Source organism: Achromobacter sp. HZ01, assembly GCF_003267925.1.
GTDB lineage: Bacteria > Pseudomonadota > Gammaproteobacteria > Burkholderiales > Burkholderiaceae_B > Achromobacter > Achromobacter pulmonis_A.
Genome location: NZ_LWKV01000001.1, coordinates 507373 through 524051, shown reverse-complemented (window position 1 = coordinate 524051; position 16679 = coordinate 507373). Strand labels below are relative to the sequence as shown.

Genomic DNA, 16679 nt, shown 5'->3' with positions numbered 1-16679 from the left:
CGTGAAGTTTAGCTTACCTTTGCCGTCTTATGACAAGGGAGTTTCAAAATAGTTTTTGAGAGAAATCAAGGACTAAGCCAGGGTTTTGACACGTAAACATCCCTACTCGCGACCATAAAAGACGAGCGCGAGGCCAGGCCCTGCGACCCTGCATCTACCCTGTAACAAGGGTAGCGCAATCGCCGGGACAAGTGGTTTGGGCCAGGTTTTGGCATTAAAGTTCCTGTCAGCCGCGCGGCCGCGCGCACTGCCGTCCGCCACGCCCCGACTGTCTCTTTTGCCCCACTGATGTTGCCGAACAAACCCCGCCTCAAAATACGTCCCCATTTTACTTGCGCCTTGGCCCTGGTGGGCGCCGGCCTGTCCGCGCCCGCCGCGTCGCAGACGCTGAAGCCGGGCGACGTGGTGGTGCTGGCCTCTTATTACGAGATCCGCGGGTCGGACTGCCTGGCCCTGCGCGCGCCGCGGCTGTCCATCACGCTGGCGCCGCGCCTGGGCAAGGCCAGCGTCATGCAGACGCGCGGCCAGTCGGGCGCCTCCGGGCGCTGCGCCTACAAGACGGTGCCCGTGTCGCAACTCGTGTACCAGGCCGACCGGCCGGGCCAGGATTCCCTGGCCTGGGAGGTGAAGTACCAGGACAAGACGCTCGGCACCCGCCGCTACAGCGCCACGGTGGGCGTCACGCCGGGTTCCTGATCCGACGCCTGCGCCGCCTCGGCCGATTCCTCGGATTCGGCTACGGCCCCCTTTTTCTTGCGCTCGAACACCGCGGCGAAGAAGCCGTCGGTGCCGTGCACGTCGGGGCGCAGCTGCACATAAGGACCGTCGAGCTGAAGGTTCTCGCAGCGGGCCGCCAGGATGGCGGCGGCGTCCAGGCGTTCGAAATCGGGGTGGCTGGCCAGGAAACGCTCGGCCTGCACCTCGTTTTCCTCGGCCAGCAGGCTGCAGGTGGCGTAGACCAGGCGGCCGCCGGGCGCCACGCAGCGCGCGGCGCTCTTGAGGATGCGCTCCTGCAACTGGCCCAGCTCGGCCAGCGCCTCGGGGTGCTGGCGCCATTTGAGATCGGGATTGCGGCGCAGCGTGCCGATGCCGCTGCACGGGGCGTCGACCAGCACGCGCTGGGCCTTGCCGGCCAGGCGCTTGACGCGGGCGTCGTTCTCGTTATCGATGACGACCGGCACCACGTTGGACAGGCCGCTGCGCGCGAAGCGCGGCTTGGCGCGCGCCAGGCGCGCCGCCGACACGTCGAAAGCGTACAGGCGGCCGGTGGAACGCATCAGCGCGCCCAGCAGCAGCGTCTTGCCGCCCGCGCCGGCGCAGAAATCGATGATCATCTCGCCGCGGCGCGGCCCGACCAGCAGCGCCAGCAGCTGGCTGCCCTCGTCCTGCACCTCGATACTGCCGTTTTCGAATTGCGGCCAGCGGTTGATGGCCGGCCGGCCTTCCATGCGGATGCCCCAGGGCGAATACGGCATGGCGACGGGCTGGTAGCGGCCGGCGCCCTGCTGCAGCTCGGCCAGCATGGCGTCGCGTTCGGCCTTCAGCGGATTGACGCGCAGGTCCAGGCTGGCCTGGCGGTTGAGCGCCTCGATCAGCGTTTCGGGACTGTCCATCGCGCCCAGGCGCTCGTCGAGCCAGTCGGGGATGCTGCCGCGCACCGCGCGCGGCAGCGTCGCCAGGTCGATCTGCGACACGCGCCGCAGCCACTCGGCCTCGGCGGCGTCCAGGCCTTCGGCCAGCTCGCCGGCACCCAGCGTGGCCGCCAGGCCCAGGATGGCCAGACGGCGCGAGGCCGGGCCCACGCCGCTTTCGCCGAACTGGCGGTAGCGGCGCAGATGGCGCAGCACGTCGTAGACGGCCTCGGCGACCTCGGAGCGGTCGCGCGCGCCCAGGTTGGGATGGCTGCGCAGCCAGTGCGACAGCGCCGCGTCGGCCGGGTGGGTCCATTGCAGGATTTCGCCCAGGGCGCGCTGCACCTGCTCGATCCGGATGGCGGCGTACGGCTGGCGCGGACGGTTGTACTGGGGCTTCTGCGGCGCGCGGGCCTCGCCGCGCGGGGCGTCGTGGGGACGCTGGCCGGGACGGCCTTCGCGGCGCTCGGCGCCGTAGGAGGCGCGCTCGCCGCCGCGCGGCGCGTCGTAGGACGGACGCTGGCCGGGGCGGCCTTCGCGGCGCTCGGCGCCGTAGGAGGCGCGCTCGCCCTGCCGCTCGTCGCGGCGTTCTTCGCGCCTGCCGTCGGGACGGCCTTCGCGCCGCTCGTCGCGGCGACCGTCGCGGCCGCGCTCCAGCGCCTGCCGGGCCTCGCCCTTGGGGCGCGAAAAGAAGCTCCGGCCGTCGCGGCCTTCGGCGGCGCGCGGGGCGCCGGCCGGACGGGAACGCGGGGGTTGGGATTTAGTCATGGCGTATTCCAGTGGGGCGGAGGTTTGCCGCCCGGTAAATGCGTTGCAGCGCGCGTTGCGCGGACGGTCAGGCGGCCGGCGACCAGGTGAACAGGCGCTCGGGATCGCCCGCCACGTTCACGCGGTGGTCGCTCGTCAGGGTAACCCGGCCTTCGGCCAGCCAGCGCACCGCCGCCGGGAAAGCCTGGTGCTCGACCGTCAGCACGCGCTCGGCCAGCGCTTCCGGCGTATCGCCGGCCAGCACCGGAACGCAGCCCTGGGCGATGATGGGGCCGTGGTCCAGCACCGGGGTCACGAAATGCACCGTGCAGCCGTGCACCCGCACGCCGGTGGCCAGCGCCTGGGCGTGGGTGTGCAGGCCCGGGAAGGCCGGCAGCAGCGAAGGATGGATGTTGACCAGCCGGCCCGCATAATGGTTGACGAAGCCCGGCGTCAGCACGCGCATGAAGCCCGCCAGGATGACGTAATCGGGCTCGTAGCGGTCGATCTCGGCGGCCAGCGCGGCGTCGAAGGCCTCGCGGCTGGCGTAGTCCTTGTGGAACAGGGCCGCAGTGGGAATGCCCTGGTGGGCGGCCCATTCCAGGCCGGCGGCGTCCGGCCGGCTGGCGATCACGGCGGCCACTTCGGCCGGCCAGCCCTGGTCGCGGCACGCTTCGGCCAGCGCCCGCATGTTGCTGCCCCGCCCCGAGATCAGGATGACCAGGCGGCGCTTGGTGGTAGATATTTCCGGCAAGATAAGGAATTCCAAGGGAAATCGGGTTTGTGCGCGCGAGTCCCGCGCGATTTGGGCGGGATGGGAACAAACCCGGAATCCAAAATTGTAAACTCTCGCTCGTGAAACCATCGCTGCATATCTACCGATCCCTGCCCCCGCCCGAGCGGCGCGCCCCGTGCGCGCTGACGATCGGCAATTTCGACGGCGTCCATCGCGGACACCAGGCCATGCTGGCGCGCGTCTGCCAGGTCGCGAGCGAACGCGCGCTGGCGCCCGCCGTCATGACCTTCGAGCCGCATCCGCGGGAATATTTCGCCACGCTGCACCAGCGCCCGGAACTGGCGCCCACCCGGATCTCCGGGCTGCGCGACAAACTGGCGGCGCTGGCGCGCTACGGCATCTCCCAGGTCGTGGTCGAGCGTTTCAATGCCCGCCTGGCCGAGATGTCGGCCAACGCCTTCATCGAACAGCTGCTGGTGCAGGGCCTGCACACCAGATGGCTGCTGGTGGGGGAGGATTTCCGCTTCGGCCACAAGCGCAGCGGCGACATCGACCTGCTGCGCGAAGCCGGGCTGCGCCACGGCTTCGAGGTGCAGACGCTGGCCGACGTAACCGACCAGCACGGGCACCGCATCTCCAGCTCGGAAGTGCGCACCGCGCTGGCGGTGGGCGACCTGGAGCGCGCCCGCCACCTGCTGGGCCATCCGTATCACATCAGCGGCCACGTCATACACGGCCAGAAGCTGGGCCGCACGCTGGGCTTTCCCACCATGAACCTGCGCGTGGCCGAACGCTGCGCCGCGCGCTCGGGCATTTATGTGGTGCAGGTCCACGGCCTGGGCGAGCGCGCCCTGCCCGCGGTGGCCAGCCTGGGCGTGCGCCCCACGGTCGAAGACCGCGGCCGCGTGCTGCTCGAGGCGCACCTGCTCGACGAGACCATCAACGCTTACGGTAAACTCGTACGCGTCGAATTCCTGCAAAAGCTGCGGGACGAAGAAAAATTCCCTGACCTCCCTTCCCTGACTGCCGCCATCGCCGAAGACGCGCGAAACGCGCGCGCCTATTTTGCCGTCCATGGACTATAAAAAGACCCTCAACCTGCCCGATACCCCTTTCCCCATGCGGGGCGACCTCGCCCGACGCGAGCCCGCCTGGATTTCGCAGTGGGAGGAAAACCACGTCTACCAGGCGATCCGCGCCGCCAGCCGCGGCCGCCCGCGTTTCGTGCTGCACGACGGCCCGCCCTACGCCAACGGCGACATCCATATCGGCCACGCGGTCAACAAGATCCTGAAGGACATCATCGTCAAGAGCCGCAACATGGCCGGCTATGACGCGCACTACGTGCCGGGCTGGGACTGCCACGGCATGCCGATCGAAATCCAGATCGAGAAAAAGTACGGCAAGCACCTGCCGGTGGCCGAAGTCCAGTCCAAGGCCCGCGCCTACGCGCTCGAACAGATCGACCGCCAGCGCAAGGACTTCAAGCGCCTGGGCGTGCTGGGCGAGTGGGATCGTCCCTACATGACGATGAACTTCAGCAACGAAGCCGACGAGATCCGCGCGCTGGGCCGCATCCTGGACAAGGGCTACGTCTTCCGCGGCCTGAAGCCCGTGAACTGGTGCTTCGACTGCGGCTCGGCCCTGGCCGAGGCCGAGGTCGAATACGCCGACCGCGTCGACCCGGCGGTGGACGTGGCCTTCCCGTTCGCCGAACACGCCAGGCTGGCCGCGGCCTTCGGCCTGGATTCGGTGGACGACGGCGCCATCGTCATCTGGACCACCACGCCCTGGACCATCCCGTCCAACCAGGCGCTGAACGTGCATCCCGAAATCGAATACGCCCTGGTGCGCGTGTCGCCGGCGCTCAAGTTCGGCCCTCTGCTGCTGATCGCCAAGGAACGCGTCGAGGACTGCCTGAAGAGCTGGGAGCTGGAAGGCGAAATCATCGCCACCGCCCCGGGCGCGGCGCTGTCCGAGATCCAGTTCCGCCATCCGCTGGCGCAGTTCGACGCCGCCTACGACCGCAAGGCGCCCGTCTACCTGGGCGACTACGTGACCGCCGACTCCGGCACGGGCGTGGTGCACTCGGCCCCGGCCTACGGCATCGAGGACTTCATCTCGTGCAAGGCGCACGGCATGAAAGACACCGACTTCATCAGCCCGGTGATGGGCGACGGCAAGTATGCCGACAGCCTGGCTCTGTTCGGCGGCCTGTCGATCTGGGACGCCAACCCCAAGATCGTCGAGGCGCTGAAGGAAGCCGGCGCGCTGATGCACGTGGAAAAGCACAAGCACAGCTACATGCACTGCTGGCGCCACAAGACGCCCATCATCTATCGCGCCACCAGCCAGTGGTTCGCCGGCATGGACGTGGCCCCCAAGGACGGCGGCCCGACCCTGCGCGAATCGGCGCTGGCCGGCATCGACGCCACCGCCTTCTATCCGGCCTGGGGCCGCGCCCGCCTGCACGCCATGATCGCCAACCGTCCGGACTGGACCCTGTCGCGCCAGCGCCAGTGGGGCGTGCCGATGGCCTTCTTCGTGCACAAGGAGACCGGCGAGCTGCATCCGCGCACCATCGAATTGCTCGAACAGGTGGCGCAGCGCGTCGAAAAAGGCGGCATCGAGGCCTGGCAGGCGCTGGACCCGCGCGAACTGCTGGGCGACGAGGCCGACCAGTACGAGAAGAACCGCGACACGCTGGACGTGTGGTTCGACTCCGGCAGCACGCACGCCACGGTGCTGGGCGGCAAGGACGGCGCTTTCGCCGGCTCGCACGGCGCCGAACTGGGCTGGCCCGCCGACCTCTACCTGGAAGGCTCGGACCAGCACCGCGGCTGGTTCCATTCCTCGCTGCTGACCGGCTGCATGCTTTACGGCCAGCCGCCCTACAAGGCGCTGCTGACGCACGGCTTCGTGGTCGACGGCCAGGGCCGCAAGATGAGCAAGTCGGTGGGCAACGTGATCGCCCCGCAGAAGGTGTCCGACTCGCTGGGCGCCGAAATCCTGCGCCTGTGGGTGGCCTCCACCGACTACTCGGGCGAACTGTCCATCTCCGACGAGATCCTCAAGCGCGTGGTCGAAGGCTACCGCCGCATCCGCAATACGCTGCGCTTCCTGCTGGCCAACCTGGCCGACTTCGACGCGGTGTCGCAGGCCGTGCCCTACGGCGAACTGTTCGAGATCGACCGCTACGCGCTGGCCATGACGGCGCAGATGCAGGCCGAGGTCCAGGCCAACTACGAACGCTATGATTTCCACCCGGCCGTCGCCCGCCTGCAGACCTTCTGCTCGGAAGACCTGGGCGCGTTCTACCTGGACATCCTGAAGGACCGCCTGTACACCTCGGCCGAAGACAGCCGCGCCCGCCGCTCGGCCCAGACCGCGCTGCTCGACATCACCCAGACGCTGCTCAAGCTGATGGCGCCGATCCTGTCGTTCACGGCCGAAGAAGCCTGGAAGGAACTGGTCGACTCCGCCCTGAAGAACCAGGCCGACGCCGCCCGCACCACGATCTTCACCGAGGTCTACCACGCGCTGCCGCCGTACGCCGACGCCGAGGCGCTGACGGCCAAGTGGACGCGCCTGCGCGCCATCCGCGCCGAAGTCCAGCGCAAGCTCGAAGAAGTGCGCACGGCCGGCGACATCGGTTCGTCGCTGCAGGCCGAGGTCGACCTCTACGCCAGCGGCGCGGACCGCGAACTGCTGGCCAGCCTGGGCGACGACCTGCGCTTCGTGCTGATCGTCTCGCGGGCCACCGTGCACGCCGGCGAAGGCGAGACCCGCATCGAAGTCACGCCCTCGGCGCACAAGAAGTGCGAGCGCTGCTGGCACTGGCGCCTGGACGTGGGCCAGGACGCGGATCATCCCGAGATCTGCGGCCGCTGCGTGTCCAACCTGTTCGGCTCGGGCGAAGCCCGCGACAAGGCCTGAACATGGCCGGGCCCGCCCCCACCGGCGTCCAGTCCGGCACCCGCCCCGCGCCCGCGCGCGTGGGGCGCTGGCTGGCCATCGCGCTGGCCATCATCGTGCTGGACCAGCTGACCAAGATCTACTTCAACACCGCGTACCAGTACGGCCAGCGCGTCAACCTGCTGCCGTTCTTCGACTTCACCCTGGTGTACAACCGCGGCGCCGCGTTCAGTTTCCTGGCGTCCGAGGAAGGCTGGCAGCGCTGGCTCTTCACCGGGCTGGGCTGCGTGGCGGCCGTGGTCATCACCATCATCCTGCGCCGCACCCACGGCCAGCCGCGCTTCTGCCTGGCGCTCACGCTGATCCTGGGCGGCGCCATCGGCAACGTCATCGACCGGGTGGTGCATGGCCACGTGGTGGACTTCCTGCTGTTCTACTGGAACAACTGGCAATTCCCCGCCTTCAACCTGGCCGACGTCGGCATCACCTGCGGCGCCGTGCTGCTGGTGCTGGACGAACTGCTGCGCTCGCGCAAGCCGCAAGCCTGAGTTTCGCCGCGTTTGATCCCCCCTGAACGGATGGCGAACGGCGCGATGCCGCAATGCAGAATAAAATCACTGTCCGTTCCTCGTTTACGCGGCGCTGAACCCGCCGCCCCGCCCCCATGCTCGACCTCGCCCGCAAACGCATCGTCCTCGGCCTGACCGGGGGCATCGCCTGCTACAAAATCGCCGAGCTGGTGCGGCGCATGACCGAACAGGGCGCCACGGTCGACGTGGTGATGACCGAGGCGGCCACGCACTTCATCACGCCCGTCACCATGCAGGCCCTGTCGGGCCGCCCGGTGTTCGTGGACGCCTGGGACGCGCGCGTGCCCAACAACATGGCGCACATCGACCTGACGCGCGGCGCCGACGCCGTGCTGATCGCGCCCGCCAGCGCCGATTTCATGGCCAAGCTGGCCCACGGCATGGCCGACGACCTGCTGTCCACGCTGTGCCTGGCGCGCGCTTGTCCGCTGCTGGTCGCGCCCGCCATGAACCGCGAAATGTGGGCCAACCCGGCCACGCAGCGCAATGTCGCGCAACTGCGCGCCGACGGCGTCAGCGTGCTGGGACCCGCCGCCGGCGAACAGGCTTGCGGCGAGACCGGCGACGGCCGCATGCTGGAAGCGCACGAACTGCTGACGGACCTGATCGCCTTCTTCCAGCCCAAGCTGCTGGCCGGCCGCCACGTGCTGCTGACCGCCGGCCCCACGTCCGAGCCGGTGGACCCGGTGCGCGTGCTGAGCAACCGCTCCTCGGGCAAGACCGGCTACGCGCTGGCGCGCGCCGCGCGCGAGGCCGGCGCCCGCGTCACGCTGATCACCGGCGCCACTTTCCTGCCGGTGCCGCGCGGCGTCACCGCGCTGTCGGTCACCACCGCGCGCCAGATGCACGATGCGGTGATGGCCAGCGCGGCCGACGCCGACATCTTCATCGCCGTGGCCGCCGTGGCCGACTGGCGCGTGAAGAACGTCAGCACCCAGAAACTGAAAAAGACCAGCGAGGGCGGCGGCGCCCCCGTCATGGAGTTCGAGCCCAATCCCGACATCCTGGCCGAAGTCGCCAAGCTGGCCGACGGCCCCTGGTGCGTGGGCTTCGCGGCCGAAACCGAGAAGCTGGCCGAGCACGCCGAAGCCAAGCGCGCGCGCAAGGGCATCCCCCTGCTGGTGGGCAACCTCGCACACAAGGTCATGGACGCCGACACCACCGAACTGGTGCTGTTCGACGAACAGGGCGTGCATCCCCTGCCCGCCGCCGGCAAGCTGGACGCGGCGCGCCGACTGATCGCCGAGATCGCGGCGCGGGTGCCGCCGAAGTAGTCCTCTGCGCGCTCGAAAAAAACGCCAGGCGTCGCGGCCTGGCGTTTTTGTTTGCGCGCCCGCGCCGCGGCCGCGCTCAGTGTATGTGCTCCTGCGCCGAGCGGTCGTCACGCTCCATCTGCAGCGTCGTATGGTGCAGGTCGAAGTCCTGCTGCAGGCGGTCTTCGATGGCGCGGCGCACCGCCTCGCCGTCGGCCCCCGGCTCCAGCACCACATGGCCCGTCAGCATCGGATTGCTCTGCGTCACCGCCCACAGGTGGATGTCATGGATGGCGGCCACGCCGGCCGTGCCGGCGATGGCGTCGCGCACCGCCTGCAGGCTCATGCCCGGCGGCACGCCTTCGAGCAGGATGTTCACGCACTCGCGCAACAGCGTCCAGGTGCGCGGGAACACCATGAAGCCGATGCCCACCGCCAGCGCCGAATCCACCCAGCGCCAGCCCGTGAACCAGATCACCACGGCGCCGACGATCACGCCTATCGAGCCCAGCATGTCGGCCCACACTTCCAGGTAGGCGCCCTTCACGTTCAGGCTTTCGTCCTTCGCGCTTGCCAGCAGCCGCATCGCGATCAGGTTGACGATCAGGCCAACCACGGCGACGGCCAGCATCCCCACGGACTGGATATCCGACGGCGCCGACAGGCGCTGATAGGCCTCGTACAGGATGTAGAACGCGATGCCCAGCAGCACCAGCGCATTGACCGCCGCCGCCAGAATCTCGAAGCGGGCGTATCCGTAGGTGCGCATCAGGTCCGCCGCCTTGCGGCCCGCGCGGATCGCGACCAGCGCCAGCAGCAGGGCCATGGCGTCGGTCATCATGTGCATGGCGTCGGAAATCAGCGCCAGGCTGCCCGTCATGATCCCGCCGACGATTTCCACCAGCATGAAGGTGCTGGTAAGGCCCAGCGCGATCCAGAGGCGGGATTCGGGTAAGGTGCGCACGTCGCCGTGCTGATGGCTATCGCTCATTGGTGTCCGCGGATCAAGGCTGGTTCGACGGCGCGACGGCGGTGCCGCACTGCGCGCAGAAACCCGCTCCGGCAGCGATGGCCGCGCGGCACTGCGAGCAGGCCAGCGGCGCCAGCGAGACGCCGCATTGCGAACAATAGCGCCCGCCCGCGGCCTGGGAGGCGCCGCAACCGTTGCAGACGACGGCGGCGCCCTGCGGCGCGCCGCCATAGGCCCCGCCGCCGCGACGGTCATAGCCATGATGGCCGCCGTACCCGCGATGCCCGGCGCGCCCGCCCAGCAGATGTTTCAGTATGCCCATATCAGCCTCCGAGCCGCGATCGCGGCGTATTGCCAGGCATCATGACAAAGCCTGAAGCAGCTTCAGAGTCAAGGGCGGAGTGTGGCAACCGGCGGGCGCTCGGCCAGCGCGAACGCTGGCCGAGCGCTGGCGCCTCGCGTTCAATCGAGGCTGATGTTGGCGGCCTTCACGATGTCCGCCCACTGCTGGCGGTCCTTCTCCAGGAACTGGCCGAACTGCTCGGGCGTCATGCCCGTGACCGGCTCCGAACCCAGGCCGGCCATTTTCTCGACCAGGGCGGGTTGCTTGAGCACGTCCTGCAGCGCGGCGTAGTAGGCGGCCAGCACGTCGGCGGGCAGGCCGGCGGGCGCGAACACGCCCTGCCAGGTCGGCATGTCGAAGCCCTTCAGGCCCTGCTCGTCCAGCGTGGGCACGTTGGGCAGCTGCGGCGCGCGCTTGAGCGAGGCCACGCCGATGGCCTTGACCTTGCCTTGCGTGGCCAGCGGGGCCGCGGTGGAGATGTTGTCCATCGTCATCGCGATATGGCCGCCCAGCAGGTCGGTGATGACAGGCGCCGCGCCACGGTACGGCGCGTGCGGCACTTTCACGCCCAGCTTGTACAGCATGGTCTCGGCGATCAGGTGGTTGGAGATGCCCACGCCGGCGGTGCCGTAGGTGGCGGTCGGCGTCTTCTGGAAGTATTCCTTCAGCTCGGCCAGGTTGTTGGCCGGCACGTCCTTGTTCACGATGACCACGTTGGGCTGCACCGCGACCAGCGTGATCGGGGTGAAGTCAGTGGGCTTGTAGTTGGTGCCCTTAGGGTTGAGCACGTGGGTGATGGCCATGGAGCCGGCGGCGCCGATACCGATGGCGTAGCCGTCGGCCGGCGACTGGCTCAAGCGGTACGCCATGATGTTGCCGCCGGCGCCGGCCAGGTTTTCGACCACGACAGGCTGGCCCAGGCGTTGCGACAGCGGGTCGGCCAGCAGGCGGGCCAGCGTATCGGCCGAGCCGCCCGGGGCGAAGCCCACCAGCAGGCGCACGGGTTTAGCGGGCTTCCAGGCGTCGGCGGCCAGCGCCGGCGTGGCGGCAAGCGCCGAAACGGCGAACAGCGCGCCGACGGCGCGGTTTAGGGTACGGCTGAACATAACGAAAAACTCCCTGCGATATTTGATTCACCGAAGGCCCGGCGCGCCAGGCCTTCGGGTAGAGATTGGGTGTCAGACACCCGGACCAAGGATTTGCGCCAGCGTCTGCGCGACGAGGCGGTTGGAGAGCAGGACCGGACGGCCGGACGCCTGGGCCACGGCCGCGCGCATGCGCTCGGCGTAACCCATGCAGTGCATGACGATCAGGTCACAGGAGGCCAGCTCGCGGCCGGCCTGCTCGAAATTTCGCGCCGCCTGCTGCGCGTCGGCCTCATAAGGCGAGGCGTGCGCCACCTGGACGTCGCAAGGCAGCGGCACGGCCATGTGGAAGGCGTCGACCTGCGCGGCCAGCGGCACCACCAGGCCCACCTTGCGGCAGTGCTGCGCCAGCGCCGCGACCAGGTGATCCACGACCTGCTGCGGCTCCACCACCAGCGTGCGCATCGGCGCGATGGCCGTGCCGGTGCACAGCGGCACCAGCACGTCGTAGCCGGCGGCGTCGGCCTGGCTCATGACCTGGGCCAGCCGGGCCTCGGCGGCGGCCGCGTCCAGCTCGATCTGCGAGCCGTCGCGCATGCGCGTGGCGAAGCGGTAGGCGCCCGGCTTGGGCGCCAGCGCGGCCAACGCCGCCGCGTCCAGGCCGTCCAGCGCGCCGAACTCGTCGACCTGCACGTGCGCGCCCAGCAGCGGCGCGATTTCCGGCACCACGTCGCTGCGCGGCGACTGCCCGATGGTGAAGAACGCCACCCGCCGCCGCGGTTGCGCGCTCATGCCGCGTCTCCGGTTTCGCGGCCCACGGTCTGCAGGTGCGCCATGGAGCCGTAGCGCGATTGCAGCGCGGCCCATTCGGCCTCGTCGAAAAACGTCATGGCGCGCTGGCCGAAGAGCTTGGCGGTTTCGATGCAGAAGCGCATGGCGACGTCGGCGTCCACCGCGTTGGTCACGCCGGTGGCGCAGCCCGGCACCGTGGTCTGGGCGGTCAGCGCCACGCCCACCACGGGCGCGTCGGTGACGATGGTGGGCTGCATCAGCGAATTCACGTGCCACAGGCCGTTTTCGTAGGGCGTGATGTCCTGCGTGGTCAGCGGCAGCGTCACGGGCAGTTCGCCGCTGACCCAGCCCATCACGTCCAGCATCGTCTCGGGAATGCGCAGCAGATAGCCCTGTTTTGCCACCGGCGTCAGCGCCACGCCGCGCTTGTTGACGAGACGGTTGCCGCGCGTAGTGTCGACCGAGAGGATCGCGTCCATGCGCGGATCGACTTCATGCGACATCATCTCGCGCATCGGGAATGGCGAGCGCATCATCGGCACCGGATGATGCGGACGCGTGCCGGCGCGCGGGCAGATATGCGTGCGGATGCGCACCGTGCCGGGCAGCACGTCGCCCTCGCGGGCCATGGCCATCAGCTTGAAAGCCGCCGCGATCGCGACCACCGCGCCGTCGCTGTCGGACACCAGGCCCGTGACGGCCGGGCGCGCGCCGATGCCGCCCAGGCGGCCCACGATGCCCAGCTGCGGCGCCGTCTCGTCGGCGCCCGGGATGACGATGGAAAGGAATTCGGTGGCGGCGCCGTCGCGCTCGAGCCGGGTCACCTCGACTTCGCAGTCGCCGGCCTCGCGCAGCCGCTGCGCCACCGACTCGCCGGTGACGCGGGCGGACGACAGCAGCTCGATCGTGTCGATGACTTGCTTCATGCCTGGACCTCCACCGGACCCGGGCGGAATACGCGCGGTTCCTGCTGGCCGAGGAACAGCGGCGCCTCGTGCGGGCCGATCAGGGTCATCTCGCCGCCGCTCACCCGCAGCCCGGAGCCTTCCGGCAGGCCCAGCACCGGCATCGCCGGGTTCAGGGTGCAGAACTCGGCCAGGCGCTGCGCGCGGGTCTCGCCGCGGTGGCCCGGCGGATGGGCGTTGGTGTAGTGCGGATTGATCTGGAACGGCAGCAGGCCCAGTGCGTCGAAGCCCTGCGGGTCGGTGATGGGCATGTCGTTGGTGGTGCAGATGGTCGGGCAGCTCAGGTTGGACCCGGCGCTCCAGCCCAGATAGGCCGCGCCCTGGCGGACCCGGCGCGCCACCACGCCCAGCAGGCCCTGGCGGCGCAGCTGGCCCAGCAGGTTGAACGTGTTGCCGCCGCCCACGATGATCACGGCGGCGCCTTCCAGCGCGGCCACCGGATCTTCGGCGCGGTGCAGGCCCTGGATGTCCAGGCCGGTGTCGGCCAGCGCCGAGACCACCAGCGCGGTGTAGTCGTCCCAGTTGCGGGTCACGCCCGCGAACGGCACGAACACGGCCGGCGCGCCCGGCGGCAGCGCCGCGATCAGTTCGCGGATGGCGGGCAGCGCATGCACCAGATAGCCGGCGTCGCTGCTGGAATTGCTGAGTAGCAGGAGGTTCATGAAAGCGATTTCCGTAAGGAAGTTTGGAGATTCAGGCTAGCCAATAGGGATCGTTCAGTTCGCGGCCCAGCGCCCCCACCTGCTCGAGCACGGTCTGGCGCAACCGCGCGACGCGCTCGGCGTCGACCTGGAAAGACACGAAGGACAGGCACAGGCCGCGCAGCTCGCCGGTGGCGGGATCGCGCAGCGCCGCGGCCACCGCGCCGATACCGGGCATGGCCTGGTCGATGGCGACGCCGCAGCGGTCGGCGCGGACCTGCGCCACCAGGCCGGCCAGTTCGCCCACGGTGGCGGGGCAATCGCGTCCCTCCATGGGTAGCGACTGGCCGGGGTCGGCGCCGTACAGCGCCTGGAACTCGGCATCGCTCAGGCGCGACAGCAGCGCCCGGCCCATGGCGGTGCCCGAGGCCGCGCGGCGCGAGCCGGGCGAAGACAGCACCTGCACCGGGTGCGAGCCGTTCAGGCGCTGCAGCACCACGGTCTCGCGCTGGTTCAGGGTGGACAGATAGGCGGTCAGCCCGCTTTCGTCGGACAGGCGCGCCAGCACGGCGCGGCAGGCGTCATCGAGCGGCGTGGCCGCCATGCCGGCGCGCACCGCCTGGGCCAGCAAGGCCCCTGCGCGGTAGCGGCGCGTGGCGGGGTCCTGGTCCAGCAGGCCGTAATGCTGCATCTGGTTGAGCAGGCGCGAAGCCGTGCTCTTGGGCAGCGCAAGGCGCGCCGCCACATCGGTGAAGCTCAATTCCGTCGCGCCGTCCGCATACAGCGACAAGACGCGCTGGACTCCGTCGAGAATGCTCATATTGGTTCCGAATTATGGAACTCAAGTTCCTAATAGACGAACAAGAATAAAGCACGGGGTGGATGGCGGTCAATACAGATGCGAATACGGGCCTATGCCGCGCTTGCCATAGCCGCCCTTGGAATCTCATGAGATTTCATCAGTGAATTCGATTTCAACGATTGCTGAAAATTTGATTTTTGGTGAAAACATGAAGACACTGCGTAGGGAGAGCCACTTTGAGGTCCGCTGGAATGCCGAGCCTGGTGAACATCCTGCCCTCCGCCGAACAAGCGCTTGCCCAATTGCTGGCCGAGGTTGCCGCAATCGAACGTGTGGACGTGCGTCGCGTAGGCGCGCACGCCGCCCGCTCTGCCATCGACCTCCTTGTTCACCTGACGGCCTTCGGGCAACGCCACAGGTTGGCGGCTGCCGTAATTCCCAGCGGCCAGCCCCGGCATGTGCGTGCTGCCTTGCTGTCGCTGCAGGATCACGTGCGCAGGCAGCCCGACCCGATGACGCCGATCCTGATCGCCCCCTACCTGTCCTCTCAGGCTCAAGATCTGTGCCGGCGATTCGATGTCGCCTATCTCGACCTGGAAGGCAATGCGCGCCTGGCGTTCGGCACCTTTTTCCTGTCGCGCCAATCTGCGGCGAAACCGCCCGTGGAGCGGCGCGCGCTGCGTTCGCTGTTCAAGCCCAAGTCGGCCCAGGTGCTCAAGATCATGCTGCGCAAACCCTCGCTGGCCTGGCGGGTCGCCCCTCTGGCGCAGGCCGCAGGGGTGAGCCTGGGCCTCGTCAGCAACGTGCGCACGGCACTGCTGGATCGGGAATGGGCCGGCTTATCCGGCGACGGCATGTACCTAAACGCCCCCGACACGCTGCTCGACGCGTGGCGCAGGGCATACGAACCGCCGATGGGCAGCCGCCATGCCTACTACACCGCATTGCACGGCCAGGCGTTCGATGTGGCCCTGCGGGGCCAGCCTTCCGCGAGGAGTGGGCACATCGCGCTCGCGTCGTTTTCGGCCGCCCAGTGGCTGGCGCCGTTCGGACGGACCGGCACTCAGTATTTCTATGCCGATGCAGCTGGCGCTGAATTCCTACGCACGAGCCTGAAACTGTCCACCGCGGGTAAAGGGGAAAACGTGATGGTGACGGTGCTGGACGATCCAGGACTGTTCCGCGACACGGTGCAGCCCGCGCCAGGTGTAGTCTGCACGAGCCCGGTCCAGACCTATCTGGACCTTGCCGCATCGGGCGAACGCGGTCAGGAGGCCGCCGACCATCTTCGACAGGAATGGCTGCAATGGCAGGATTGACGCCCGGAGAAGCACAGCATGCCAGCGAGTATGACGACCGCACGACAACCGCCGTCAAATCCGTCCTGATCGAAATCGGCCAGATTCTTGGCAGCTTCAAAGGGCGATTTGCCGTCGTCGGCGGCGCCGTACCCTGGCTGCTGCTTGGCAACGAAGACATGCCTCACGTCGGCACCCTGGACATAGATCTGGGCCTGAACGCCGCAGCGCTCGGAGACGGTGAATACGCCCGCCTGGTCGAAGCACTGCAAGGGCACGGATACGCTCAGCGCAACGGGCTCAAGCGGTTTCAACTCGTGCGCCGGCTCCAGACGGAAGATGAAGCGTCTCCCATCGACATCGTGATCGATTTCCTGATGCCCAGGGATGCCGGAATCGTGAAAAACACCCCGCCATTGATCAGCGATTTCGCGGTACAGCGCGCCGACGGCGCAGACCTCGCCCTGCGCTTCTACCAAATGGTCGCCATCACTGGGCCGATGCCCAACGGCGGGACGAATCGCGTCGAAATTGCCGTCTGCTCGATCCCTGCCCTGCTTGCGATGAAGGGCCACGCCTTGCAAGGCCGCTACAAACAGAAAGATGCCTACGACATCTACTACTGCATACGCAATTATTCGGGCGGCGCCGAGATTCTGGCAGAGCATTGCCGCCCGTTGCTGGACCATGCAAGCGCTGTAGCGGGCTATGCTTACATCGCCGAAAAATTCGATGCGGTCGATGGCTTCGGACCGACGTGCGTACGTCGCTTTGTCGAGAATACGCAAGTGTTGGGCGAACGTACCGCGGATCAGTGGCAGCAGGACGCTTTCGGACAAGTGGACGCGTGGTTGCGCGCTCTTGGGATGAGGCGAAATTGTCCGCCGATCCGATGAAAGACCGACGGCCCC

Annotated in this window: 16 protein-coding genes; 7 read left to right on the top strand and 9 right to left on the bottom strand. The window is 68.4% G+C overall.

What is annotated here, in order from left to right; genetic code table 11:
- Positions 1 to 288 precede the first annotated feature (288 nt).
- Positions 289 to 696 carry a hypothetical protein gene (locus A6B37_RS02475; protein WP_102772126.1) on the top strand — a complete coding sequence of 136 codons (408 nt, stop codon included), beginning with the start codon at positions 289 to 291 and terminating at the stop codon, positions 694 to 696.
- On the opposite strand, the gene A6B37_RS02470 is transcribed toward A6B37_RS02475, so the two are convergent.
- On the bottom strand, positions 660 to 1976 hold the full coding sequence (locus A6B37_RS02470; protein WP_168202144.1) for an RsmB/NOP family class I SAM-dependent RNA methyltransferase: 1317 nt from the start codon (positions 1974 to 1976) through the stop codon (positions 660 to 662). The two genes, A6B37_RS02475 and A6B37_RS02470, sit on opposite strands and share 37 nt — an antisense overlap.
- Before the next feature lie 490 nt (positions 1977 to 2466).
- Positions 2467 to 3123 (bottom strand): phosphoribosylglycinamide formyltransferase, encoded by a 657-nt coding sequence (purN, locus tag A6B37_RS02465; RefSeq protein WP_111825526.1) that lies wholly within the window; start codon positions 3121 to 3123, stop codon positions 2467 to 2469.
- Between the two features lie 110 nt (positions 3124 to 3233).
- On the opposite strand from purN, the gene A6B37_RS02460 reads away from it, so the two are divergent.
- From A6B37_RS02460 to coaBC, 4 genes are all read left to right on the top strand, one after another.
- Positions 3234 to 4199: a bifunctional riboflavin kinase/FAD synthetase gene (locus tag A6B37_RS02460; RefSeq protein WP_102772127.1), complete on the top strand. Its 966-nt coding sequence runs from the start codon at positions 3234 to 3236 to the stop codon at positions 4197 to 4199.
- Positions 4189 to 7050 (top strand): isoleucine--tRNA ligase, encoded by a 2862-nt coding sequence (ileS, locus tag A6B37_RS02455; protein ID WP_111824801.1) that lies wholly within the window; start codon positions 4189 to 4191, stop codon positions 7048 to 7050. The genes A6B37_RS02460 and ileS overlap by 11 nt, the downstream gene beginning before the upstream one ends.
- Before the next feature lie 2 nt (positions 7051 to 7052).
- Positions 7053 to 7577 carry a signal peptidase II gene (lspA, locus tag A6B37_RS02450; RefSeq protein ID WP_102772129.1) on the top strand — a complete coding sequence of 175 codons (525 nt, stop codon included), beginning with the start codon at positions 7053 to 7055 and terminating at the stop codon, positions 7575 to 7577.
- Positions 7578 to 7693: 116 nt separating this feature from the next.
- Positions 7694 to 8893 carry a bifunctional phosphopantothenoylcysteine decarboxylase/phosphopantothenate--cysteine ligase CoaBC gene (coaBC, locus tag A6B37_RS02445; RefSeq protein ID WP_102772130.1) on the top strand — a complete coding sequence of 400 codons (1200 nt, stop codon included), beginning with the start codon at positions 7694 to 7696 and terminating at the stop codon, positions 8891 to 8893.
- A 76-nt stretch (positions 8894 to 8969) separates the two neighbouring features.
- Here the strand turns inward: coaBC and A6B37_RS02440 are convergent, their stop codons facing one another.
- From A6B37_RS02440 to A6B37_RS02410, 7 genes are all read right to left on the bottom strand, one after another.
- On the bottom strand, positions 8970 to 9863 hold the full coding sequence (locus A6B37_RS02440; protein ID WP_102772131.1) for a cation diffusion facilitator family transporter: 894 nt from the start codon (positions 9861 to 9863) through the stop codon (positions 8970 to 8972).
- Positions 9864 to 9876: 13 nt separating this feature from the next.
- Positions 9877 to 10164 (bottom strand): zinc ribbon domain-containing protein, encoded by a 288-nt coding sequence (locus tag A6B37_RS02435; RefSeq protein WP_111824800.1) that lies wholly within the window; start codon positions 10162 to 10164, stop codon positions 9877 to 9879.
- 140 nt (positions 10165 to 10304) lie between these two features.
- On the bottom strand, positions 10305 to 11291 hold the full coding sequence (locus tag A6B37_RS02430) for a tripartite tricarboxylate transporter substrate binding protein (RefSeq protein WP_102772133.1): 987 nt from the start codon (positions 11289 to 11291) through the stop codon (positions 10305 to 10307).
- A 72-nt stretch (positions 11292 to 11363) separates the two neighbouring features.
- Complete coding sequence (locus tag A6B37_RS02425; RefSeq protein ID WP_102772134.1) at positions 11364 to 12062, bottom strand: AroM family protein; 699 nt, start codon at positions 12060 to 12062, stop codon at positions 11364 to 11366.
- Entirely contained in the window at positions 12059 to 12988 is a 930-nt protein-coding gene (locus A6B37_RS02420; protein ID WP_102772135.1) for a DUF1177 domain-containing protein, read from the bottom strand. Before A6B37_RS02420 ends, A6B37_RS02425 begins: the two co-directional genes overlap by 4 nt.
- Positions 12985 to 13689, bottom strand: coding sequence for a dipeptidase PepE (pepE, locus tag A6B37_RS02415; protein ID WP_102772136.1), 705 nt, complete (start codon positions 13687 to 13689; stop codon positions 12985 to 12987). Before pepE ends, A6B37_RS02420 begins: the two co-directional genes overlap by 4 nt.
- A 31-nt stretch (positions 13690 to 13720) precedes the next feature.
- Positions 13721 to 14488, bottom strand: coding sequence for an IclR family transcriptional regulator (locus tag A6B37_RS02410; protein ID WP_111824799.1), 768 nt, complete (start codon positions 14486 to 14488; stop codon positions 13721 to 13723).
- A gap of 245 nt (positions 14489 to 14733) precedes the next feature.
- On the opposite strand from A6B37_RS02410, the gene A6B37_RS02405 reads away from it, so the two are divergent.
- Complete coding sequence (locus A6B37_RS02405; RefSeq protein ID WP_246842351.1) at positions 14734 to 15789, top strand: type IV toxin-antitoxin system AbiEi family antitoxin; 1056 nt, start codon at positions 14734 to 14736, stop codon at positions 15787 to 15789.
- On the top strand, positions 15777 to 16664 hold the full coding sequence (locus A6B37_RS02400) for a nucleotidyl transferase AbiEii/AbiGii toxin family protein (RefSeq protein WP_111824797.1): 888 nt from the start codon (positions 15777 to 15779) through the stop codon (positions 16662 to 16664). The genes A6B37_RS02405 and A6B37_RS02400 overlap by 13 nt, the downstream gene beginning before the upstream one ends.
- The last annotated feature ends 15 nt before the right edge of the window (positions 16665 to 16679 follow it).

What these genes read in the sequence shown, in the direction of transcription:
- coaBC (WP_102772130.1), top strand. Translation starts at nt 7,694, where the DNA reads ATGCTCGACCTCGCCCGCAAACGCATCGTCCTCGGCCTGACCGGGGGC.
- A6B37_RS02435 (WP_111824800.1), bottom strand. Translation starts at nt 10,164, where the DNA reads ATGGGCATACTGAAACATCTGCTGGGCGGGCGCGCCGGGCATCGCGGG.
- A6B37_RS02430 (WP_102772133.1), bottom strand. Translation starts at nt 11,291, where the DNA reads ATGTTCAGCCGTACCCTAAACCGCGCCGTCGGCGCGCTGTTCGCCGTT.
- A6B37_RS02410 (WP_111824799.1), bottom strand. Translation starts at nt 14,488, where the DNA reads ATGAGCATTCTCGACGGAGTCCAGCGCGTCTTGTCGCTGTATGCGGAC.
- A6B37_RS02440 (WP_102772131.1), bottom strand. Translation starts at nt 9,863, where the DNA reads ATGAGCGATAGCCATCAGCACGGCGACGTGCGCACCTTACCCGAATCC.
- A6B37_RS02425 (WP_102772134.1), bottom strand. Translation starts at nt 12,062, where the DNA reads ATGAGCGCGCAACCGCGGCGGCGGGTGGCGTTCTTCACCATCGGGCAG.
- A6B37_RS02400 (WP_111824797.1), top strand. Translation starts at nt 15,777, where the DNA reads ATGGCAGGATTGACGCCCGGAGAAGCACAGCATGCCAGCGAGTATGAC.
- A6B37_RS02420 (WP_102772135.1), bottom strand. Translation starts at nt 12,988, where the DNA reads ATGAAGCAAGTCATCGACACGATCGAGCTGCTGTCGTCCGCCCGCGTC.
- lspA (WP_102772129.1), top strand. Translation starts at nt 7,053, where the DNA reads ATGGCCGGGCCCGCCCCCACCGGCGTCCAGTCCGGCACCCGCCCCGCG.
- ileS (WP_111824801.1), top strand. Translation starts at nt 4,189, where the DNA reads ATGGACTATAAAAAGACCCTCAACCTGCCCGATACCCCTTTCCCCATG.
- A6B37_RS02475 (WP_102772126.1), top strand. Translation starts at nt 289, where the DNA reads ATGTTGCCGAACAAACCCCGCCTCAAAATACGTCCCCATTTTACTTGC.
- pepE (WP_102772136.1), bottom strand. Translation starts at nt 13,689, where the DNA reads ATGAACCTCCTGCTACTCAGCAATTCCAGCAGCGACGCCGGCTATCTG.